The following is a 16760-nucleotide window of genomic DNA, read 5'->3' on the forward strand; positions in this document are numbered from 1 at the left end:
ACGATGTCGTTCCTGTCCGCCGCGCTCGACCGTGTGAAGCCGTCCGCGACCATCGCGGTCACGGATAAAGCACGTCGGCTCAAAGCGGAGGGGCGGAACGTGATCGGTCTCGGCGCGGGTGAGCCGGATTTCGATACACCGGCCAATATCAAACTTGCCGCGGTTCATGCCATCGAGGCGGGCAAGACCAAGTATACAGCGGTCGATGGTATCCCCGAGCTGAAGCAGGCGATTATCGCCAAGTTTCAACGCGAGAACGAGCTGACCTATAAGCCGAACCAGATCATTGTCGGTACCGGCGGCAAGCAGGTGCTCTACAACGCGCTGATGGCGACCATCAATCCGGGTGATGAGGTCGTCATCCCTGCGCCGTACTGGGTCAGTTATCCCGAAATGGTGGCGTTGGCGGGAGGCGAGCCCGTGCCCGTGGTCTGCACGGCGGAGTTCGGGTTCAAGTTGCAGCCCCAGGCGCTGGAAAGAGCGATCACGCCGAAGACCAAGTGGATCATCCTCAATTCGCCGTCGAACCCGACCGGCGCGGCCTACACGCGGGCCGAATTGAAGGCACTGACCGATGTGCTGGTGAAGCACCCGCACGTCTGGGTGATGACCGACGATATGTACGAGCATCTGATCTACGACGACTTCGAATTCACCACGCCGGCGCAGGTCGAGCCAAAACTGTTCGATCGCACCCTGACGGTGAACGGGGTGTCGAAAGCCTACTGCATGACCGGCTGGCGCATCGGCTATGCCGGCGGTCCCGCGCAACTCGTCAAGGCGATGGCAACGATCCAGTCGCAATCGACATCCAACCCGTCATCCGTCTCGCAATGGGCGGCGGTGGAAGCCCTGAGCGGCCCGCAAGGGTTTATCGAAGCGAATAACAAGATATTCAAGGAGCGTCGCGACCTCGTGGTGGCGATGCTGAATCAGGCCAAGGGCATTGATTGCCCACGGCCGGAAGGCGCGTTCTACGTCTATCCGTCCTGCGCCGGCGCCATCGGCAAGACCACGCCGTCGGGCAGGAAGCTCGAGACGGATGAGGATTTTGTCACCGAGTTGCTGGAGGCCGAGGGAGTTGCGGTGGTGCAGGGGTCCGCGTTCGGCTTAGGACCGGCCTTCCGTATCTCTTATGCGACTAAAACGGCGGATCTCGAAGAGGCCTGCAAGCGCATTCAGCAGTTCTGCGGTAATCTGCGCTGATCGCCTTCGCGGCAGCAATACATGCCCAACTCTGGAGTGGCTTTGTCCTGATGTTCATTAAGTTTTAGCAACGTGCCGGCATGTTGATGCCGCAATGTGGCGATTGCCTTGTTTTGGACACGGCGATTCCATCATGTCCCACACCTTTACCGATTCCACGCCTTTCCCCTTTCCCGATTCCAAGCGGAGATTATTCCATGAACTTCCCGAGACTTCTCGCCGTGGCCGCCGTGACGCTCGTCGCGTCAGTTGCGAGCGCCCATGCTCAATATAATACCGTCCAGGCCGGTGTCCTCGAATGTGCGGGCGGCCAGAACGTGAGCTATGTCGTTGGTTCGACAACCGAGCTGCAATGCGTCTTCCGCAGCAACAGCGGAGCGCCGCCTGAACCATATATCGCGCGCATTCAGCGCTTTGGTCTTGACCTTGGCATCACTCAGCAGACCGGTTTGGCATGGATGGTCCACGCGCCGGGTGGTCGGCTGGGCCGCGGAGCACTTGCCGGTCACTTCGGCGGGGTCGGCGCTAACGCGACGGTCGGAGTTGGGATCGGCGCGAACCTGCTGGCCGGCGGTTCCAACAATTCGATCTCGCTGCAGCCGCTGAGCCTGCAGGGCCAGACCGGCCTTAGCGCCGTGGCTGGCATCGTCGATGTTGATCTGCGCCCGGTGGATCTGCGTCCGGCGCCACGCTACAGGCGGCATCGGCACCACCATCATCATCATCATCACCACCATCATCACTGATCGGATCGGACGACCATTGGGGCCCGCGAAAGCGGGCCTCACTTTTATGGCTTATGGTTGAGGCGTTCATGACGGCGGGGCGCGTCTGGTGAGCGGCAGGCAGGTGCGATAAAAAAGCACGTTTCGCAACTCATTAAAGTGGCCGTTTTTGCATCACACCACCAAATTCATCCGGAGTTTTGCCATGCGGGGTTTTCCAGCTCTGGCGGGCGCGGCGGCGGCGCTGATCGCGTTGTATGCGGGCGCCGTTGCGCAGCAGCCCCGGCAACCTGTCAAGGTCGGCGTTCTCGAATGCCGCGGCGGAGCGAGCGTTGGGTTTGTCGTCGGCTCCGTTACCCATCTTGGCTGCGTGTTTCACGCCGACGGCCTGCCGGAAGACCGTTATGTGGCTACGATCCGCAAGGTTGGGGTCGATCTCGGTATTACCCAGGAATCGGCGCTGGCCTGGGGCGTTTACGCTCCGGTGGCGCGGCTCGGGCCTGGCGATCTCTCGGGTAACTACGCGGGCGCACAGGGCAGCGCTTCGGTCGGCGTTGGCCTCGGCGGCAACGTTCTGATCGGCGGCTCCGCCAATTCGATCGCGCTGCAACCGCTCAGCGTGCAGGGTCAGGTCGGCCTCAACGTGGCGGCGGGTCTCGCTGCGCTGGAATTGCGTCCGGGCCGCTAACAGGCTTCCGCCGCCGTTCGGCGTTTCGCCCCATTGAGCCGGGCTGCGCGTTGGCTGAACCGTCGGCGCGGATGTCCCGACGTGTTTTCCTGCTTGCCAAATTCCGTCTGCGGGAGGAGCATCGGCTATCGCCGACCCAATCATGGGCCGACTTCCAGACCAGGAGGCGGCAATGGGACAAGACCTCAGAAGTCCCCAAGGGGGACCTCAAGGCACTCAAACGTCGGGTCCCCGGTGCATTGCGCTGGTGGGCCCGTTCCAGAGCGGTAAAACCACACTTCTCGAATCCATCCTTGCCCGAACGGGCGCAATCCCCAAAGCAGGCAGCGTCGATCAGGGAACCAGCGTCGGCGACGCCAGCGACGAAGCTCGCCAGCACAAAATGGGAGTCGGACTCACTCCAGCTAACACCTGCTTCATGGGCGAAACCTATACTTTTATCGATTGTCCGGGTTCGATCGAATTCGCACACGACATGCGCGCTGCAATTCCCGCGGTCGATGCAGCGGTGGTCGTGTGCGAGGCGGACGAGCGCAAGTTGCCGCAGTTGCAGATTATCCTGCGCGAACTGGAAGATTTGGGCATTCCCCGTTTTCTGTTCCTCAACAAGATCGACAAGGCGAACAAGGGCGTTCGCCAAACCTTGGCAATGTTGCAGCCGGCGTCGCGGACTCCGCTGTTGCTACGGCAGATCCCGATCTGGAACGGCGATTTGATCGCCGGATTTGTCGATCTCGCGCTGGAGCGCGCCTTCGTCTACCGCGAGCATATGGCTTCCGAAGTTGTCCAACTGGACGTCGGCGATCTCGACCGCGAGAAGGAAGCGCGGTTCTCGATGCTGGAGACACTCGCCGATCACGACGACGCGCTGATGGAGCAACTGCTCGAGGATATTGCGCCGCCGCGGGATGCAGTGTTCGACGATCTTGCTCGTGAGCTGCGCGATGGCCAGATTTGCCCTGTATTGCTCGGCTCGGCTGCGCGCGAGAACGGCGTGTGGCGGTTGATGAAAGCGCTGCGCCACGAAGCGCCTGGCATTAGCGAGACGGCGAAGCGCATGGGCGTGGCTGATAGCGAGGAGGCGCTGGCCTACGTGTTCAAGACCATGCACCTCCAGCACGGCGGCAAGCTGTCGCTGGCGCGGGTGCTGACAGGTCGCTTCGACGATGCCACGACGGTGCATGCGTCGTCAGGCGAAGCAGGAAAAATCTCCGGCATTCTCGCAGCCACCGGCGCGCAGGAGACCAAGCGCGCATCGGCGTGCGCGGGTGAGGTGGTGGCGTTGGGCAAGCTCGAGGCCGTCAAGACCGGCGATACGTTAACGACCGCCCGGATCGCGCCACCCTCACTGGTCAGCATCGCGCCGTCCGCGCCTGTGCTTGCGAGGGCGCTTGCCGCCCGCGACCGCAAGGACGACGTCAAACTCGGACAGGCTCTCATCAAGCTCAACGAGGAAGACCCCTCGCTCGCCGTCGTTCACAACGCGCAGACTCACGACACCGTGCTGTGGGGACAAGGCGAGATGCATCTACGCGTTGCGCTCGAACGGCTGCACGGTCGCTTCGGGGTCAATGTGGATTCGCATCCGCCCGCGATCAGCTATCGGGAAACGATCCGCAAGCCTGTCAGCCAGCGGGGACGCCATAAGAAGCAGTCCGGAGGGCATGGCCAGTTCGGCGACGTGGTGCTGGAGGTTCAACCCCTGTCACGCGGCGCGGGCTTCGTCTTTATTGACAAGATTGTCGGCGGCGCGGTGCCGCGCAATTATATCGGCGCAGTCGAGGACGGCGTGGTGGACGGACTCGCCCGCGGTCCCCTTGGCTTTCCGGTGATTGACGTGCAGGTGACGCTGACCGATGGATCCTACCACAGCGTCGACTCCTCGGATCAGGCGTTCCGCACCGCCGCCCGCATCGGGATAGCCGAAGCCTTACCGAAATGCCAGCCGGTGCTGCTGGAGCCGATTGATGTGGTCGAGATCGTTTGCCCGAGCGATGCGACCGCGAAGGTCAACGCGATCCTGTCGGCACGCCGCGGCCAGATTCTTGGTTTCGACAGTCGCGACAGTTGGGCCGGCTGGGACTGCGTGCGCGCCACGATGCCGGAAGCCGAGATCGGCGATCTCATCGTCGAACTGAGGTCGGCGACGGCGGGAGCGGGCAGTTTTACCCGGCAGTTCGATCGCATGGCCGAAGTCACCGGCCGGACCGCCGACCAGATCATCGCCGCGCGTCGGGTGGCGGCTTAGGGTCGGAGCTGATCCTACGGTTGGAGGTTCGCCGGGCGTGCGTTCATCTGAGTGCTCCTGACCATGGGCGTCAGCCCGCCGCTGCGGCCAATGCGCACGCCCGCGCCATGAGCCAGATCACGGTCTGCGGTGCGGCTGCACGGGGACCGCACCGGCGGCATTGACAGGCGCGTCAGCTTGCATGATTTCATCGGGTGCCGCCTGATGGTCGGCGCGTCACACGACGGGATGCATGATGACAGCCGGGACAACAGGCCGGGCCGCCTGCCTGATCGGATGGCCCGCAGCGCATTCGCGCTCGCCGCTGATCCATCACTATTGGCTGCGCGTGCACGGCATAACGGGCGGCTACAGCATTGAAGCGATTCCGCCCGAAGGATTCGCGGAATTCGTCATGCATCTTTCGACGCACGGCTTCGTGGGCGCCAATGTCACAATCCCGCACAAGGAGCGGGCGTTGCAATTGACGGAGCCAGACGAGCGCGCGAGAGCTGTCGGCGCAGCCAACACCCTCTATTATGATGGCGCCATCCTGCGGTCCACCAATACGGACGTTGAGGGTTTCATCGGCAATCTCGATGCCGTCGCTCCGGGCTGGGATCGCATCGAGGATGCGCTGGTGCTTGGCGCCGGCGGGTCGTCGCGGGCCGTGGTGTTCGGTCTGATCGAACGCGGGATCAAGCGCATCCATCTCGTGAACCGTACGATGGAAAGGGCGCAAGTGCTTGCGGATCAATTCGGACCCACGGTTATGCCAGCGGCTTGGAACACGCTTGGCGACGTGCTGCCGCGCACCGGTCTGCTCGTGAATACAACTTCGCTCGGCATGAACGGGCAGCCGCCACTGGACATCGAGCTGCCGCTGCTGTCGCGGGATGCGGTGGTCGCCGATCTGGTCTATGTTCCTCTGGAAACGCCATTGCTGGCTGCGGCGAGGGCGCGGGGCCTCAGGACCGCAGACGGCCTCGGGATGCTGCTGCATCAGGCCGTACGCGGATTCGAGCTGTGGTTCGGAGAGCGTCCCGTGGTGACGCAGGATTTACGCACGCTGGTCGAGGCCGATCTCCGGATCCCTCATCCCGCGACTTGAGGTTTACGATTGGCCCGGTATTTTCAATTGTTCCATTTTGCCGCAATCGCCTCTCTTTGTCTTGACCCCCGGGAGCGCTTGATCCAAAGCGAACGTCATGTCCAATCTCGATCCCAGCAACCCTGAAGCTATGGAAACCACGCCGCTCGGCCTCGCTCGGCGCGGCTTTCGCGGGCGGGTGACCGCCATCATGGTCGACGGCGACCACCTGGGGGTGTCTGCAATGGAGATCGAGAGGCGTCTTCTTGAATTTGGTATCGTCGAGGGCGCGTCGGTTCAGATACTGCATGAAGGGCCGATTGGCCGGGATCCGATAGCGGTTCGGGTTAACGGTACGACGATCGCGCTGCGCCGGCGCGAAGCCATGGCGGTCATGGTCGGCGGGCTAGCGAAAACCATCGCATGACCGCAATCGATGTGAATGACTGGCGTATCGCTCTGGTTGGGACGCCGAACAGCGGCAAGACCGCTTTGTTCAATGCGCTCACCGGCAGCCGCCAGAAGGTGGCTAACTACGCCGGCGTCACGGTGGAGCGGAAGTCCGGGGTTTTGCGCACGGCATCCGGCCACCGGGTCGATCTGATCGACCTGCCGGGAACTTATTCATTGCGGGGCCGCAGCCCGGACGAGGACATTACCCGCGACGTCATTCTCGGCAAGCTTGCGAGCGAAAGCCCGCCGGACTTTTTGCTTTGCGTCGCCGACGCCACCAATCTTCGTGTGGCGTTGCGCCTGGTGATCGAATTGAAGCGTGTTCACCGGCCGATGCTTCTGGTGCTGAACATGATCGACATCGCGCGGCGTCGCGGCGTTGGCATTGATCTCGACAAGCTTTCCGCCGAGCTTGAGGTGCCGGTCGTCACATCGACCGCCGTGCGGCGAGGCGGCATTGACGATCTCCTGCACAGGATTGACGACATCGCCGGCAAGCCGGCAGGTGCCATCGTCGGGAGCGACTGGACCACGCCGGGCGTATCAGATCTTCGCGCGGCGCAGCGCGAGGCTGATCGCGTGATCGGCGCCGCGGTCAGCGAGCCGGCTAAGCCCGATACATGGACCACGCGCGTGGACGCAGTGCTGCTGCATCCGGTGTCGGGCATGATCGCGCTGCTCCTGCTTCTGTTCGTGGTGTTTCAGGCCGTATTCGCCTGGGCGCAACCGGCGATGGAACTGATCTCCGGCGGCTTCGATGCGCTTGGCGCCTTTTCAGCGACTGTGCTGCCGGAAGGATTGCTGCAAAGTTTCATCCAGAACGGCATCATCTCCGGCGTCGGCAGCGTCATCGTGTTCCTGCCACAAATCCTCATTCTGTTTCTGTTTATTCTGCTTCTTGAAGACCTCGGCTACATGGCGCGTGCGGCGTTCCTGATGGACCGCATCATGGGTGGCGCCGGACTGCACGGCCGCGCTTTTATCCCGCTGTTGTCGAGCTTCGCCTGTGCGATCCCGGGGATCATGGCGACGCGGGTGATCGATAACAAGCGCGACAGGCTGACCACTATCATGGTCGCGCCGCTGATGACCTGCTCGGCGCGCATCCCGGTTTATACGCTGATCATCGCGGCGTTCGTGCCAAACCGGCCGGTGCTCGGCATTCTCGGATTGCAGGGGCTCGTGATGTTCGGGCTCTATGCGGTGGGGATATTCAGCGCGCTCGCGGTGTCATTCGTGGCCAACCACTTCTTCTGGCGTGACAGCGCGACGCCGCCCTTCATGCTGGAACTGCCGGATTACAAGTTGCCGCAACTGCGCAGCGTGCTGATGAATCTCTACCAGCGCGCGATGGCATTTTTGAAGCGCGCCGGCACCACGATTTTTTCCATGATGGTTCTGATCTGGTTCCTGGCGTCGTTCCCCCGTCCGCCGGCTGGCGCCACCGAGCCTGCGATCGATTTCAGCCTTGCAGCCATGATCGGCCGCTGGATCGAACCTGTGCTCGCGCCGATCGGGTTCAACTGGCAGATCAGCGTTGCGCTTATTCCCGGCATGGCTGCGCGCGAGGTGGCGGTGGCTTCGCTTGGCACCGTCTATGCGATTGAAGGAGGCAACGAGGCGGCGGAACAGATCGGTCACATGCTGGCCGGGAAATGGAGTCTCGCGACCGCGCTGGCGTTCCTCGCCTGGTATGTCTTTGCGCCGCAATGCGCCTCAACGCTCGCCGTTATCAAGCGCGAGACCGGCGGGTGGCGCTGGGTGATGATCACATTCTTCTACATGCTGTCGATGGCTTATCTGGCGGCGTTCGTCACCTACCGCATCTCGCTGGCGTTAGGTTGGGGCTGACCGCCGGTCCGGCGGCGCCTGCGAAGGGCTGGCGCCATAGCAAGCTGGACTTGAATTCCACATTCGCCGGAACCGACGCTTACATGAGGGCGTTACATTAGCTGCCCACACCGGGAGAAAGCTATGGCGCGACATGACGGTGAGACGAACGACCGGAACCAAAAAACCAAGGAAGAACTGGACAAGGAACTCGATCGCGCCCTGAAAGAGTCGTTTCCCGGTTCGGACCCGTTGAGCGTCACCCAGCCGGCTCCTGAAAAACCCGCCGAGGAAAAACCCGCCAAGGATCAAATGGATCGTCGCCATTAGAGGCGCTTGCATTGACTTGCATTGAGAAGACGGCGGCTGCTTCGTCCTGACATGCCACAGAATAACGATCCGGCCCTTTCCCCCAAATTCCGGTAACGGTTCATTATATTTTTTGAAGTCGTTTTATCTTTAGGGGCGTTATAAGCGGCCTTGCGATATGCTCGGCGTCCAACGATTCGATGAGCCGACCTCAAGCGTGGCTGTGAGCAAAGGCGGGTCATGGGGGGAAAATGAGCCGCAAATATTTTGGAACCGACGGCATTCGCGGCCGAGCTAACGGCTTGATCACGCCGGAACTGGCGATGAAAGTTGGACAGGCCGCTGGGCTGGTGTTCCAGCGCGGCGAATACCGTCATCGCGTCGTGATCGGCAAGGATACGCGCCTCTCCGGCTATATGATCGAATATGCGCTGGTCGCGGGTTTTACGTCGGTTGGCATGGATGTGCTCTTGCTGGGTCCGATGCCGACGCCGGCAGTAGCGATGCTGACCAAATCCATGCGTGCTGATCTCGGTGTCATGATTTCAGCGTCGCACAACCTTTTCGAGGACAACGGCATCAAAATGTTCGGCCCGCGCGGCTTCAAGCTGTCCGACGAGGTCGAAAAGAAGATCGAGCAGTTGCTCGATGAAAACCTCGACAAGAAACTCGCGCAGAGCGGGAACCTTGGCCGCGCCCGTCGTATCGACGGCGTGCATGATCGTTACATCGAATTCGCCAAGCGCACGCTACCCCGCGAACTTAGCCTCGAGGGGCTGCGGGTCGTGGTCGATTGCGCCCATGGCGCAGCCTACAAGGTGGTGCCGGAGGCGCTGTGGGAACTGGGCGCGGACGTCATTCCGATCGGCGTCGAGCCCGATGGCTTCAATATCAATAAGGAATGCGGCTCCACCGCGCCGGAGGCGCTGTGCCGCAAGGTCCGCGAGATGCGCGCCGATATCGGCATCGCGCTCGACGGAGACGCCGACCGCGTCATCATAGCCGACGAGCGCGGCCATGTGGTCGACGGCGATCAGCTTCTCGCAGTGATTGCCGAGAGTTGGAAGGAAGACGGCCGCCTGACCAGGCCGGGGATTGTCGCTACCGTGATGTCCAATCTCGGCCTTGAGCGATTCCTGAAGGATCGCGAGTTGTCGATGGTGCGGACACCTGTCGGCGACCGCTACGTGCTCGAGCAGATGCTAAAGCATGGCTATAATCTCGGCGGCGAACAATCAGGGCACATCATCTTGTCGGACTATGCGACCACTGGAGACGGATTCGTGTCTGCGCTTCAGGTGCTTGCTGTCGTCCAGAAGCTGGGACGCCCGGTCTCCGAAGTCTGCCACAAGTTCGAGCCGCTTCCGCAGATATTGAAGAACTTCCGTTATCGCAACGGCAAGCCGTTGGATCGCGCGGAGGTGAAGTCGGCCATTACAGCGGGCGAGAAGCGTCTCAACGGTCATGGTCGCCTGTTAGTCCGTTCTTCGGGAACCGAGCCTGTCATTCGCGTCATGGGTGAGGGCGATGACCGTATCTTGGTCGAGGAAGTCGTGGACACGATCGTTTCTGCATTGGGAAACCCGGCGGCGGCGTGAAACCGCAACCAGAACCTTGTGCCGTCGCGCCGCGTTGGCGAATATCCTGATGCATCCCAGCTATAACGATTGATGGACGGTCGGGCGCCCGCGTCGTAACAGGCTCCGGTTGTAACAACCGGAAAGCCGTCCGTGGACAAGCCTGTCATCTCCGAGGAAACGCTGGTTGCGCCGGTCGTGGTTCCCGGGATCACGGATAAGGCCGCCGCTACGGGTCCCGCCTATCTGGTGCTCGGCGGCATCAGCTTTTCGCATTTTCTCAACGACACCATGCAGTCGCTGATCCCCTCGGTTTATCCGATCCTGAAGGAAAATTACGCGCTCGACTTTGCGCAGATTGGAATGATCACGCTGGCGTTTCAGGTGACCGCCTCGCTGCTGCAACCCGTGGTCGGCTATGTCACCGACAAGAAAGCCCAGCCGTTCTCACTTGCCGTCGGCATGGGCTTTACTTTCGTGGGGTTGCTGCTGCTGAGCGTCGCTCATGTCTACGGAATGATCCTTGTTTCCGCTGCACTGATCGGCCTTGGCTCTGCGGTGTTCCACCCGGAGTCCGCGCGCATCGCGCGAATGGCGTCCGGTGGTCGTTATGGCTTCGCGCAGTCGGTTTTTCAGGTTGGCGGGAATTTCGGCTCGGCGATGGGGCCGCTCCTGGCGGCTCTGATCATCGTGCCGTTCGGGCAGCCCAGCATCGCGTGGTTCTCGTCGATCGCATTCATCGCGATCGTCGTCCTGTTTCAAATCGGGCGGTGGTACAAGCTGCGGATCTCGCCGCATGAGAGTGCCCGGCCGCGCCGATCGTCGGAGACACCGGCGCCCGCGCGGACGGCGCTCGCACTGACGATTCTGATCGTGCTGGTGTTCTCGAAATACATCTACATGTCCAGCCTGACGAGCTATTACACCTTTTATCTGATCGAGAAGTTTCACGTCTCGACGCAGACAGCTCAACTTTTGCTGTTTGTGTTTCTCGGCGCGGTCGCCATAGGCGTGTATTTCGGCGGTCCGATTGGCGATCGCTTCGGACGCCGCTATGTGATCTGGCTGTCGATCCTCGGGGTGCTGCCATTCACGCTATTGCTGCCGTTTGCAAATCTTGCTGGCACAGTGGTGCTGACGGTGGTCATCGGTGTCATCCTCTCATCCGCGATGCCTGCGATCATTGTGTTTGCGCAGGAACTGATGCCGCACCGTCTCGGCATGATCTCAGGCATGTTTTTCGGCTTTGCATTCGGCGCGGCGGGACTTGGTGCCGCGCTGCTGGGCGAGGTCGCGGATGCCAAGGGCATCGAGTTTGTCTATCAAGCCTGTGCGTTCCTGCCGGCGATAGGTCTGCTGGCGATGTTCCTGCCGAAGATGCCGAAAATCCAGCACTCGTAGTCGCCGCCGTAGGATCGCTCGTCCACGGACTCGTGTGGCAGCATCCATCGTGACGGTTCGCCGCGCCGTTCACGCCAGAATAAACTTACCGAAAATCAACCTTAAAAATTAGGGTTAAGCGGCTCTTAAGGATTTGGTGTCATCGTCCCTCCGAATTGGAGTGGGGCCGCACTTGCCTCACGGCACAAAGGGACGAAGCCGATGCGTGGTGTAAAATTGCTCGTAGCCGCCGGAGCGGCATCACTATTATCATCTGCCGCATTCGCCGCTGACCTGCCCATCGCGCCTCCGCCCTATTACGCCCCACCGGTCGTGGGTTTCGGCGGCTGGTACTTGCGAGGCGATATCGGATTCAGCAACCAGCGCGTGAGCAACATTGCGATGGCGGATGGCCGCAACGCGCAACTGCTGTCGTTGCAACAGACGACCGCTTTCGATGCCGCCGGAATCTACGGCGTCGGTGTCGGCTATCAGTTCAACAACTGGTTCCGCGGCGACTTCACAGGCCAGTATCGCGGTAATTCGAACTTCAAAGGCACCGATCTTCTGACCTATCCAGCAGGCGGCGGGATCGTCGGAAACGGTATCAACAACTACAACGCCACCAAATCGGAATGGCTTGTGTTGGCGAACGGTTATGCCGATCTCGGCACCTGGTGGGGCGTCACGCCATTCATCGGTGCAGGCGTCGGCGCGGCGCGCGTGACGATTGCCAATTACACCGATACCGGCATGGTCAACAATAACGGATTTGGCTTCGGCGCCTTCCCAAGCTTCGCAAACGCGCCGGCTGCGTCGAGGTGGAATTTCGCGTGGGCGCTTCACGGCGGTTTGGCCTACATGGTCAATCCGGGCCTCACAGTTGAACTGGCTTACAGCTATGTGAATCTCGGTTCCGGAATGACGGGCGCGGTTTCCGATTACACCGGATTCACGCGGGGCGTTCCGATGCAGTTTAACGACATCACGTCGCATGACGTGAAACTCGGCGTGCGCTGGTATTTCAACACCCCGCCGGTCTATGCCCCGCCGCCGCTGGTCACCAAGGGCTGAGCTCTATCACCTCTTAACGGTTCTTAACGGCGCGGGAATTTTCCCGCGCCGTTTTGCTTTCGTGCGGTTGATTCCCGACTGCTGCGAAGGGTCGGGCACGTCGATGGTTTGTCGACAATATGAAGCAATCACGCCGCGCAACAACGATTGGTTAAGGTTAACAGCTGATAATCGACACTACTCAAGTTGTGGTCGATGGAGCGTTCACGATGCGTAGACTTCTGCTGGCGGCGGTCATTTGCGGAGCGGCGCAGGGCGCATACGCAGCCGATATGCCCGACGACCTTCCGTTCTTGCGCGGATCACAGCCGCCGAGCCTCAGCACGGTGCGGACGGTGTGGCAGGGTTTTTATGTTGGCGGACAGGCGAGCTACGGTTCAGCCGACATGGATTTCAAGAACTCCGGAAAAGAGTTACTGGAACGACTGCTGAACAACATCGATGTCGAAGGACAGTATCATCTTTCGACATGGCCGCTGGGCGGAACGTCCTCAAACCGTAATAGCGGATTTGGCGGATTCCTAGGTTATAACGTGCAGATGGAGGACGTCGTCTTCGGCGTCGAGGCCAACTACATCCACGGTAAATTCTTTGGTTCCTCGAGTGGCAGTCAAGGCCGATCGTTCAGCTACCCAACCGATTATCTGACGTCGGCGTTCGTACGATCGAGCGCTTCTATGCAAGTCACGGATTTTGGCTCGCTTCGGCTTCGCGGTGGATATTCGTTCGGCTGCTTCCTGCCGTATGCCTTCGTCGGGATGGCGATGGGGCGGGCCGATATCCAGCGCAACGCAAATTACAATCTGTACTATCAGTATGTTGGTACGCAGGTTCCACCGCTTCCCGACCTTTCAGGCTCTGGCTCTTTGTCCGACAACGCCAATGCACACTTCATCTACGGCTACGCCGCGGGTCTCGGTATCGATATGATGATCTTCGATGGTCTATTCTTACGTGCCGAATGGGAATTCCTGCGGTTTACGGCTCCGGTGGATACCGTTGTCAACACAGTGCGCGCTGGTGTGGGCTACAGGTTCTGATCGTGGTTTGATTTCGGTTCATCGCGGTTGTCATCCAGCCTAACTGCCGGGAATATCCTTGACGGGATCGGCTGATTCCCATATCCACAGCGGCGGGACACCTCCCCCCAACGGGAGGCTTGCTATCTGGAAGGATAGATCATGACCGTTGCGAAGCCTGCTTCGCGGCCGAACGTGCCGCATTTCTCTTCCGGCCCATGCGCCAAGCGCCCCGGCTGGACCCCCCAAAATCTCAAGGACGCAGCCCTCGGCCGTTCGCATCGCGCGAAGATCGGCAAGACCAGGCTCAAGCTCGCCATCGATCTGACGCGTGAGGTTCTGGAAATTCCGGCTGACTACAAGATCGGCATCGTGCCGGCGTCCGATACCGGCGCGGTCGAGATGGCTTTGTGGTCGCTACTCGGTGCGCGTCCGGTAACAGCAATCGCCTGGGAGTCTTTCGGCGAGGGCTGGATCACCGATATCCTCAAGCAGTTGAAGCTGAAGGATGTCACCAAGCTCACCGCGGGTTATGGTGAGCTTCCCGATCTTGCCAAGGCCGATCCGGCCTCTGATATCGTTTTCACCTGGAACGGGACGACGTCCGGCGTGCGTGTGCCAAATGCGGACTGGATCAGCGCCACGCGCGAAGGTCTCACGATCTGTGACGCGACGTCAGCCGCTTTCGCGCAGCCGCTCGATTGGGCCAAGCTCGATGTCGTCACCTTCTCCTGGCAGAAGGCGCTAGGCGGCGAGGCGGCGCACGGGATGTTGATTCTCAGCCCACGCGCCGTGGCGCGGCTTGAGAGCTACACGCCGCCGTGGCCGATGCCGAAGATTTTTCGCATGACCAAGGGCGGCAAGCTGATCGACGGCATATTCGCTGGCGAGACCATCAACACGCCGTCGATGCTGTGTGTCGAGGACTATCTCGACGCGCTGAACTGGGGCAAGTCGGTTGGCGGCCTCAAGGGCATGATTGCGCGCGCTGACGCCAACACCAAGGTGTTGAGTGATTGGGTGGCGAAGACGCCGTGGATCGATTTTCTGGCCAAGGATCCGGCGATCCGATCAAATACGTCAGTCTGCCTGAAGGTCGTCGACTCCACGATCACGTCGTTGCCGCCAGAATCGCAAGCCGATTTCGCCAAGAAACTCGTTGGTGCAATTGAGAAAGAAGGCGCGGGCTACGATTTCGGGTACTACCGCGATGCGCCACCGGGTCTGCGCATCTGGTGCGGTGCCACGGTGGAGGCGAGCGACGTCGCACTGCTGACGCAATGGATTGATTGGGCCTTCGCCGAGGCCAAGGCCTCGCTTGCAAAAGCGGCGTAGTCTCTAGGCTCGATGCCTTGTTTCCCTCTCCCCCTGTGGGAGAGGTGCCCGAACGAAGGGAGAGCGGATGAGGGGTGTTTCCCGTCGCCGCTTCAATCCTCACCCGCTCAATCTCGTTTCACTCGATTTCGTGACCCTATGAGCGAACTTCGCTCGTCTCGGCTCCCACAAGGGGAGAGGGAAGAAACGGTCTCACCACTCACCCCGGCGCAGCGCGCCGACCCTCTCCCTCAAGGGGAGGATAGAGGACAACATCATGACCAAACCCAAGGTTCTCATTTCCGATGCGCTTAGCCCTGCCGCCGTGCAGATCTTCAAGGATCGCGGCATCGAGGTCGATTTCCAGCCTGCGCTAGGCAAGGACAAGGACAAGCTCGCCGAGATCATCGGCAACTATGACGGCCTTGCCATCCGCTCCGCCACCAAGGCGACCGCGAAAATTCTCGCCAATGCCAAGAAGCTGAAGGTGATCGGCCGCGCCGGCATCGGCGTCGACAACGTTGAGATTCCGGCGGCGACGGCCAAGGGCGTCATCGTCATGAACACGCCGTTCGGCAACTCGATCACGACCGCCGAACATGCGATCACCCTGATGCTGGCGCTGGCGCGCGAAATTCCCGCCGCCGATGCCTCGACCCAGGCCGGCAAGTGGGAGAAGAACCGCTTCATGGGCGTCGAGATCACCGGCAAGACGCTGGGCGTGATCGGCTGCGGCAACATCGGCTCGATCGCCGCCGACCGCGCGCTTGGCCTGAAGATGAAGGTGATTGCGTTCGATCCGTTCCTGTCTCCGGAGCGGGCCAAGGATCTCGGCGTGGAGAAGGTCGAACTCGACGATCTGTTTACGCGCGCTGACTTCATCACGCTGCATACGCCGCTGACCGACAAGACTCGCAACATCATCGACGCTGCCGCTATCGCCAAGATGAAGAAGGGCGTGCGCATCATCAACTGTGCGCGTGGCGGCCTGGTGGACGAGCAGGCGTTGGTCGATGCGCTCAACGCCAAGCAAGTCGCAGGTGCGGCGTTCGACGTGTTTGTCGAGGAGCCTGCCACCAAGAACGTGCTGTTCGGCCATCCCAACGTGATCTGCACGCCGCATCTCGGCGCCTCCACCACCGAAGCGCAGGAGAACGTGGCATTGCAGGTTGCTGAGCAGATGTCAGACTATCTGCTCACCGGTGCGATCACCAACGCCATCAATTTTCCCTCGATCACGGCGGAGGAAGCGCCGAAGCTGAAGCCGTTTGTCGAGCTTGCGGAAAAGCTCGGCTCGTTCGCCGGTCAGCTCACGGAGACCGGAATCTCAAAGGTGACCATCACCTATGAGGGGCACGTCGCCGAAATGAAGATCAAAGCGCTGACCTCGGCGGCGCTGTCGGGCCTGCTGCGGCCGATGCTGGGCGATGTCAACGTCGTGTCCGCGCCGGTCGTCGCCAAAGAGCGCGGCATGGTGGTGGACGAGGTCGTCCGCGCCGCGCAGAGCGATTATGAAAGCCTCATCACGGTAACGGTCGCAACCGAACGGCAGGAGCGTTCGGTGTCGGGAACGGTTTACGCCGATGGTCAGCCGCGCCTCGTCGACGTCAAGGGCATCCGCGTCGATGCCGAGTTTGGCAAGTCGATGATCTACGTCACCAACGAGGACAAGCCGGGCTTCATCGGCAAGTTCGCCTCTCTGCTCGGTGACGCGGGCGTCAACATCGCGACGTTCAATCTCGGCCGTAACAAGCAAGGCGGCGACGCCATCGCGCTGGTTGAGGTTGACGGCAGCGTGCCGGAGAACGTTCTCGCCAAGGTGCAGGCGCTGCCGCAGGTCAAGCAGGCCAAGGTGCTGACCTTCTGAC

General features: G+C 61.0%; 14 protein-coding genes. All 14 read left to right on the plus strand.

From position 1 onward, the window contains the following. Window positions 1-3 precede the first annotated feature (3 nt). The 14 genes from AC1RT6_RS15340 to serA all read left to right on the plus strand — a co-directional run bounded on the left by AC1RT6_RS15340 (window position 4) and on the right by serA (window position 16759). Window positions 4-1206, plus strand: coding sequence for a pyridoxal phosphate-dependent aminotransferase (locus AC1RT6_RS15340; RefSeq protein ID WP_079445918.1), 1203 nt, complete (start codon window positions 4-6; stop codon window positions 1204-1206). Window positions 1207-1403: 197 nt separating this feature from the next. Beyond that, entirely contained in the window at window positions 1404-1952 is a 549-nt protein-coding gene (locus AC1RT6_RS15345) for a DUF992 domain-containing protein (RefSeq protein ID WP_079445882.1), read from the plus strand. A gap of 184 nt (window positions 1953-2136) precedes the next feature. Beyond that, window positions 2137-2619: a DUF992 domain-containing protein gene (locus AC1RT6_RS15350; RefSeq protein WP_079445883.1), complete on the plus strand. Its 483-nt coding sequence runs from the start codon at window positions 2137-2139 to the stop codon at window positions 2617-2619. A gap of 172 nt (window positions 2620-2791) precedes the next feature. Then, a complete protein-coding gene (locus AC1RT6_RS15355; protein ID WP_079445884.1) occupies window positions 2792-4867 on the plus strand; it encodes an elongation factor G in 2076 nt (691 codons plus the stop codon). Window positions 4868-5099: 232 nt separating this feature from the next. After that, on the plus strand, window positions 5100-5957 hold the full coding sequence (locus AC1RT6_RS15360; protein WP_079445885.1) for a shikimate dehydrogenase: 858 nt from the start codon (window positions 5100-5102) through the stop codon (window positions 5955-5957). Window positions 5958-6054: 97 nt separating this feature from the next. Further along, entirely contained in the window at window positions 6055-6363 is a 309-nt protein-coding gene (locus AC1RT6_RS15365; protein WP_079445886.1) for a FeoA family protein, read from the plus strand. Beyond that, window positions 6360-8240 (plus strand): ferrous iron transporter B, encoded by a 1881-nt coding sequence (gene feoB, locus AC1RT6_RS15370; RefSeq protein WP_079445887.1) that lies wholly within the window; start codon window positions 6360-6362, stop codon window positions 8238-8240. The genes AC1RT6_RS15365 and feoB overlap by 4 nt, the downstream gene beginning before the upstream one ends. Before the next feature lie 123 nt (window positions 8241-8363). Continuing rightward, on the plus strand, window positions 8364-8549 hold the full coding sequence (locus AC1RT6_RS15375) for a hypothetical protein (RefSeq protein ID WP_079445888.1): 186 nt from the start codon (window positions 8364-8366) through the stop codon (window positions 8547-8549). A 230-nt stretch (window positions 8550-8779) separates the two neighbouring features. Further along, complete coding sequence (gene glmM / locus AC1RT6_RS15380; protein WP_079445889.1) at window positions 8780-10126, plus strand: phosphoglucosamine mutase; 1347 nt, start codon at window positions 8780-8782, stop codon at window positions 10124-10126. A gap of 132 nt (window positions 10127-10258) precedes the next feature. Beyond that, window positions 10259-11506 carry an MFS transporter gene (locus AC1RT6_RS15385; protein WP_079445890.1) on the plus strand — a complete coding sequence of 416 codons (1248 nt, stop codon included), beginning with the start codon at window positions 10259-10261 and terminating at the stop codon, window positions 11504-11506. A 201-nt stretch (window positions 11507-11707) separates the two neighbouring features. Beyond that, window positions 11708-12559, plus strand: a complete 852-nt coding sequence (locus AC1RT6_RS15390; RefSeq protein ID WP_079445891.1) for an outer membrane protein — start codon at window positions 11708-11710, stop codon at window positions 12557-12559. Between the two features lie 209 nt (window positions 12560-12768). Further along, complete coding sequence (locus AC1RT6_RS15395; RefSeq protein WP_079445919.1) at window positions 12769-13599, plus strand: outer membrane protein; 831 nt, start codon at window positions 12769-12771, stop codon at window positions 13597-13599. A gap of 141 nt (window positions 13600-13740) precedes the next feature. Further along, window positions 13741-14913 (plus strand): phosphoserine transaminase, encoded by a 1173-nt coding sequence (locus AC1RT6_RS15400; protein ID WP_079445892.1) that lies wholly within the window; start codon window positions 13741-13743, stop codon window positions 14911-14913. 256 nt (window positions 14914-15169) lie between these two features. Beyond that, on the plus strand, window positions 15170-16759 hold the full coding sequence (gene serA, locus AC1RT6_RS15405) for a phosphoglycerate dehydrogenase (protein WP_079445893.1): 1590 nt from the start codon (window positions 15170-15172) through the stop codon (window positions 16757-16759). The last annotated feature ends 1 nt before the right edge of the window (window position 16760 follow it).

This window comes from Nitrobacter sp. MLSD-S21, assembly GCF_058809865.1.

Bases quoted from the DNA above. Each gene is read 5' to 3' on its own strand.
- AC1RT6_RS15340 (WP_079445918.1), top strand. From the start codon at position 4: ATGTCGTTCCTGTCCGCCGCGCTCGACCGTGTGAAGCCGTCCGCGACC.
- AC1RT6_RS15345 (WP_079445882.1), top strand. From the start codon at position 1,404: ATGAACTTCCCGAGACTTCTCGCCGTGGCCGCCGTGACGCTCGTCGCG.
- AC1RT6_RS15350 (WP_079445883.1), top strand. From the start codon at position 2,137: ATGCGGGGTTTTCCAGCTCTGGCGGGCGCGGCGGCGGCGCTGATCGCG.
- AC1RT6_RS15355 (WP_079445884.1), top strand. From the start codon at position 2,792: ATGGGACAAGACCTCAGAAGTCCCCAAGGGGGACCTCAAGGCACTCAA.
- AC1RT6_RS15360 (WP_079445885.1), top strand. From the start codon at position 5,100: ATGATGACAGCCGGGACAACAGGCCGGGCCGCCTGCCTGATCGGATGG.
- AC1RT6_RS15365 (WP_079445886.1), top strand. From the start codon at position 6,055: ATGTCCAATCTCGATCCCAGCAACCCTGAAGCTATGGAAACCACGCCG.
- feoB (WP_079445887.1), top strand. From the start codon at position 6,360: ATGACCGCAATCGATGTGAATGACTGGCGTATCGCTCTGGTTGGGACG.
- AC1RT6_RS15375 (WP_079445888.1), top strand. From the start codon at position 8,364: ATGGCGCGACATGACGGTGAGACGAACGACCGGAACCAAAAAACCAAG.
- glmM (WP_079445889.1), top strand. From the start codon at position 8,780: ATGAGCCGCAAATATTTTGGAACCGACGGCATTCGCGGCCGAGCTAAC.
- AC1RT6_RS15390 (WP_079445891.1), top strand. From the start codon at position 11,708: ATGCGTGGTGTAAAATTGCTCGTAGCCGCCGGAGCGGCATCACTATTA.
- AC1RT6_RS15395 (WP_079445919.1), top strand. From the start codon at position 12,769: ATGCGTAGACTTCTGCTGGCGGCGGTCATTTGCGGAGCGGCGCAGGGC.
- AC1RT6_RS15400 (WP_079445892.1), top strand. From the start codon at position 13,741: ATGACCGTTGCGAAGCCTGCTTCGCGGCCGAACGTGCCGCATTTCTCT.
- serA (WP_079445893.1), top strand. From the start codon at position 15,170: ATGACCAAACCCAAGGTTCTCATTTCCGATGCGCTTAGCCCTGCCGCC.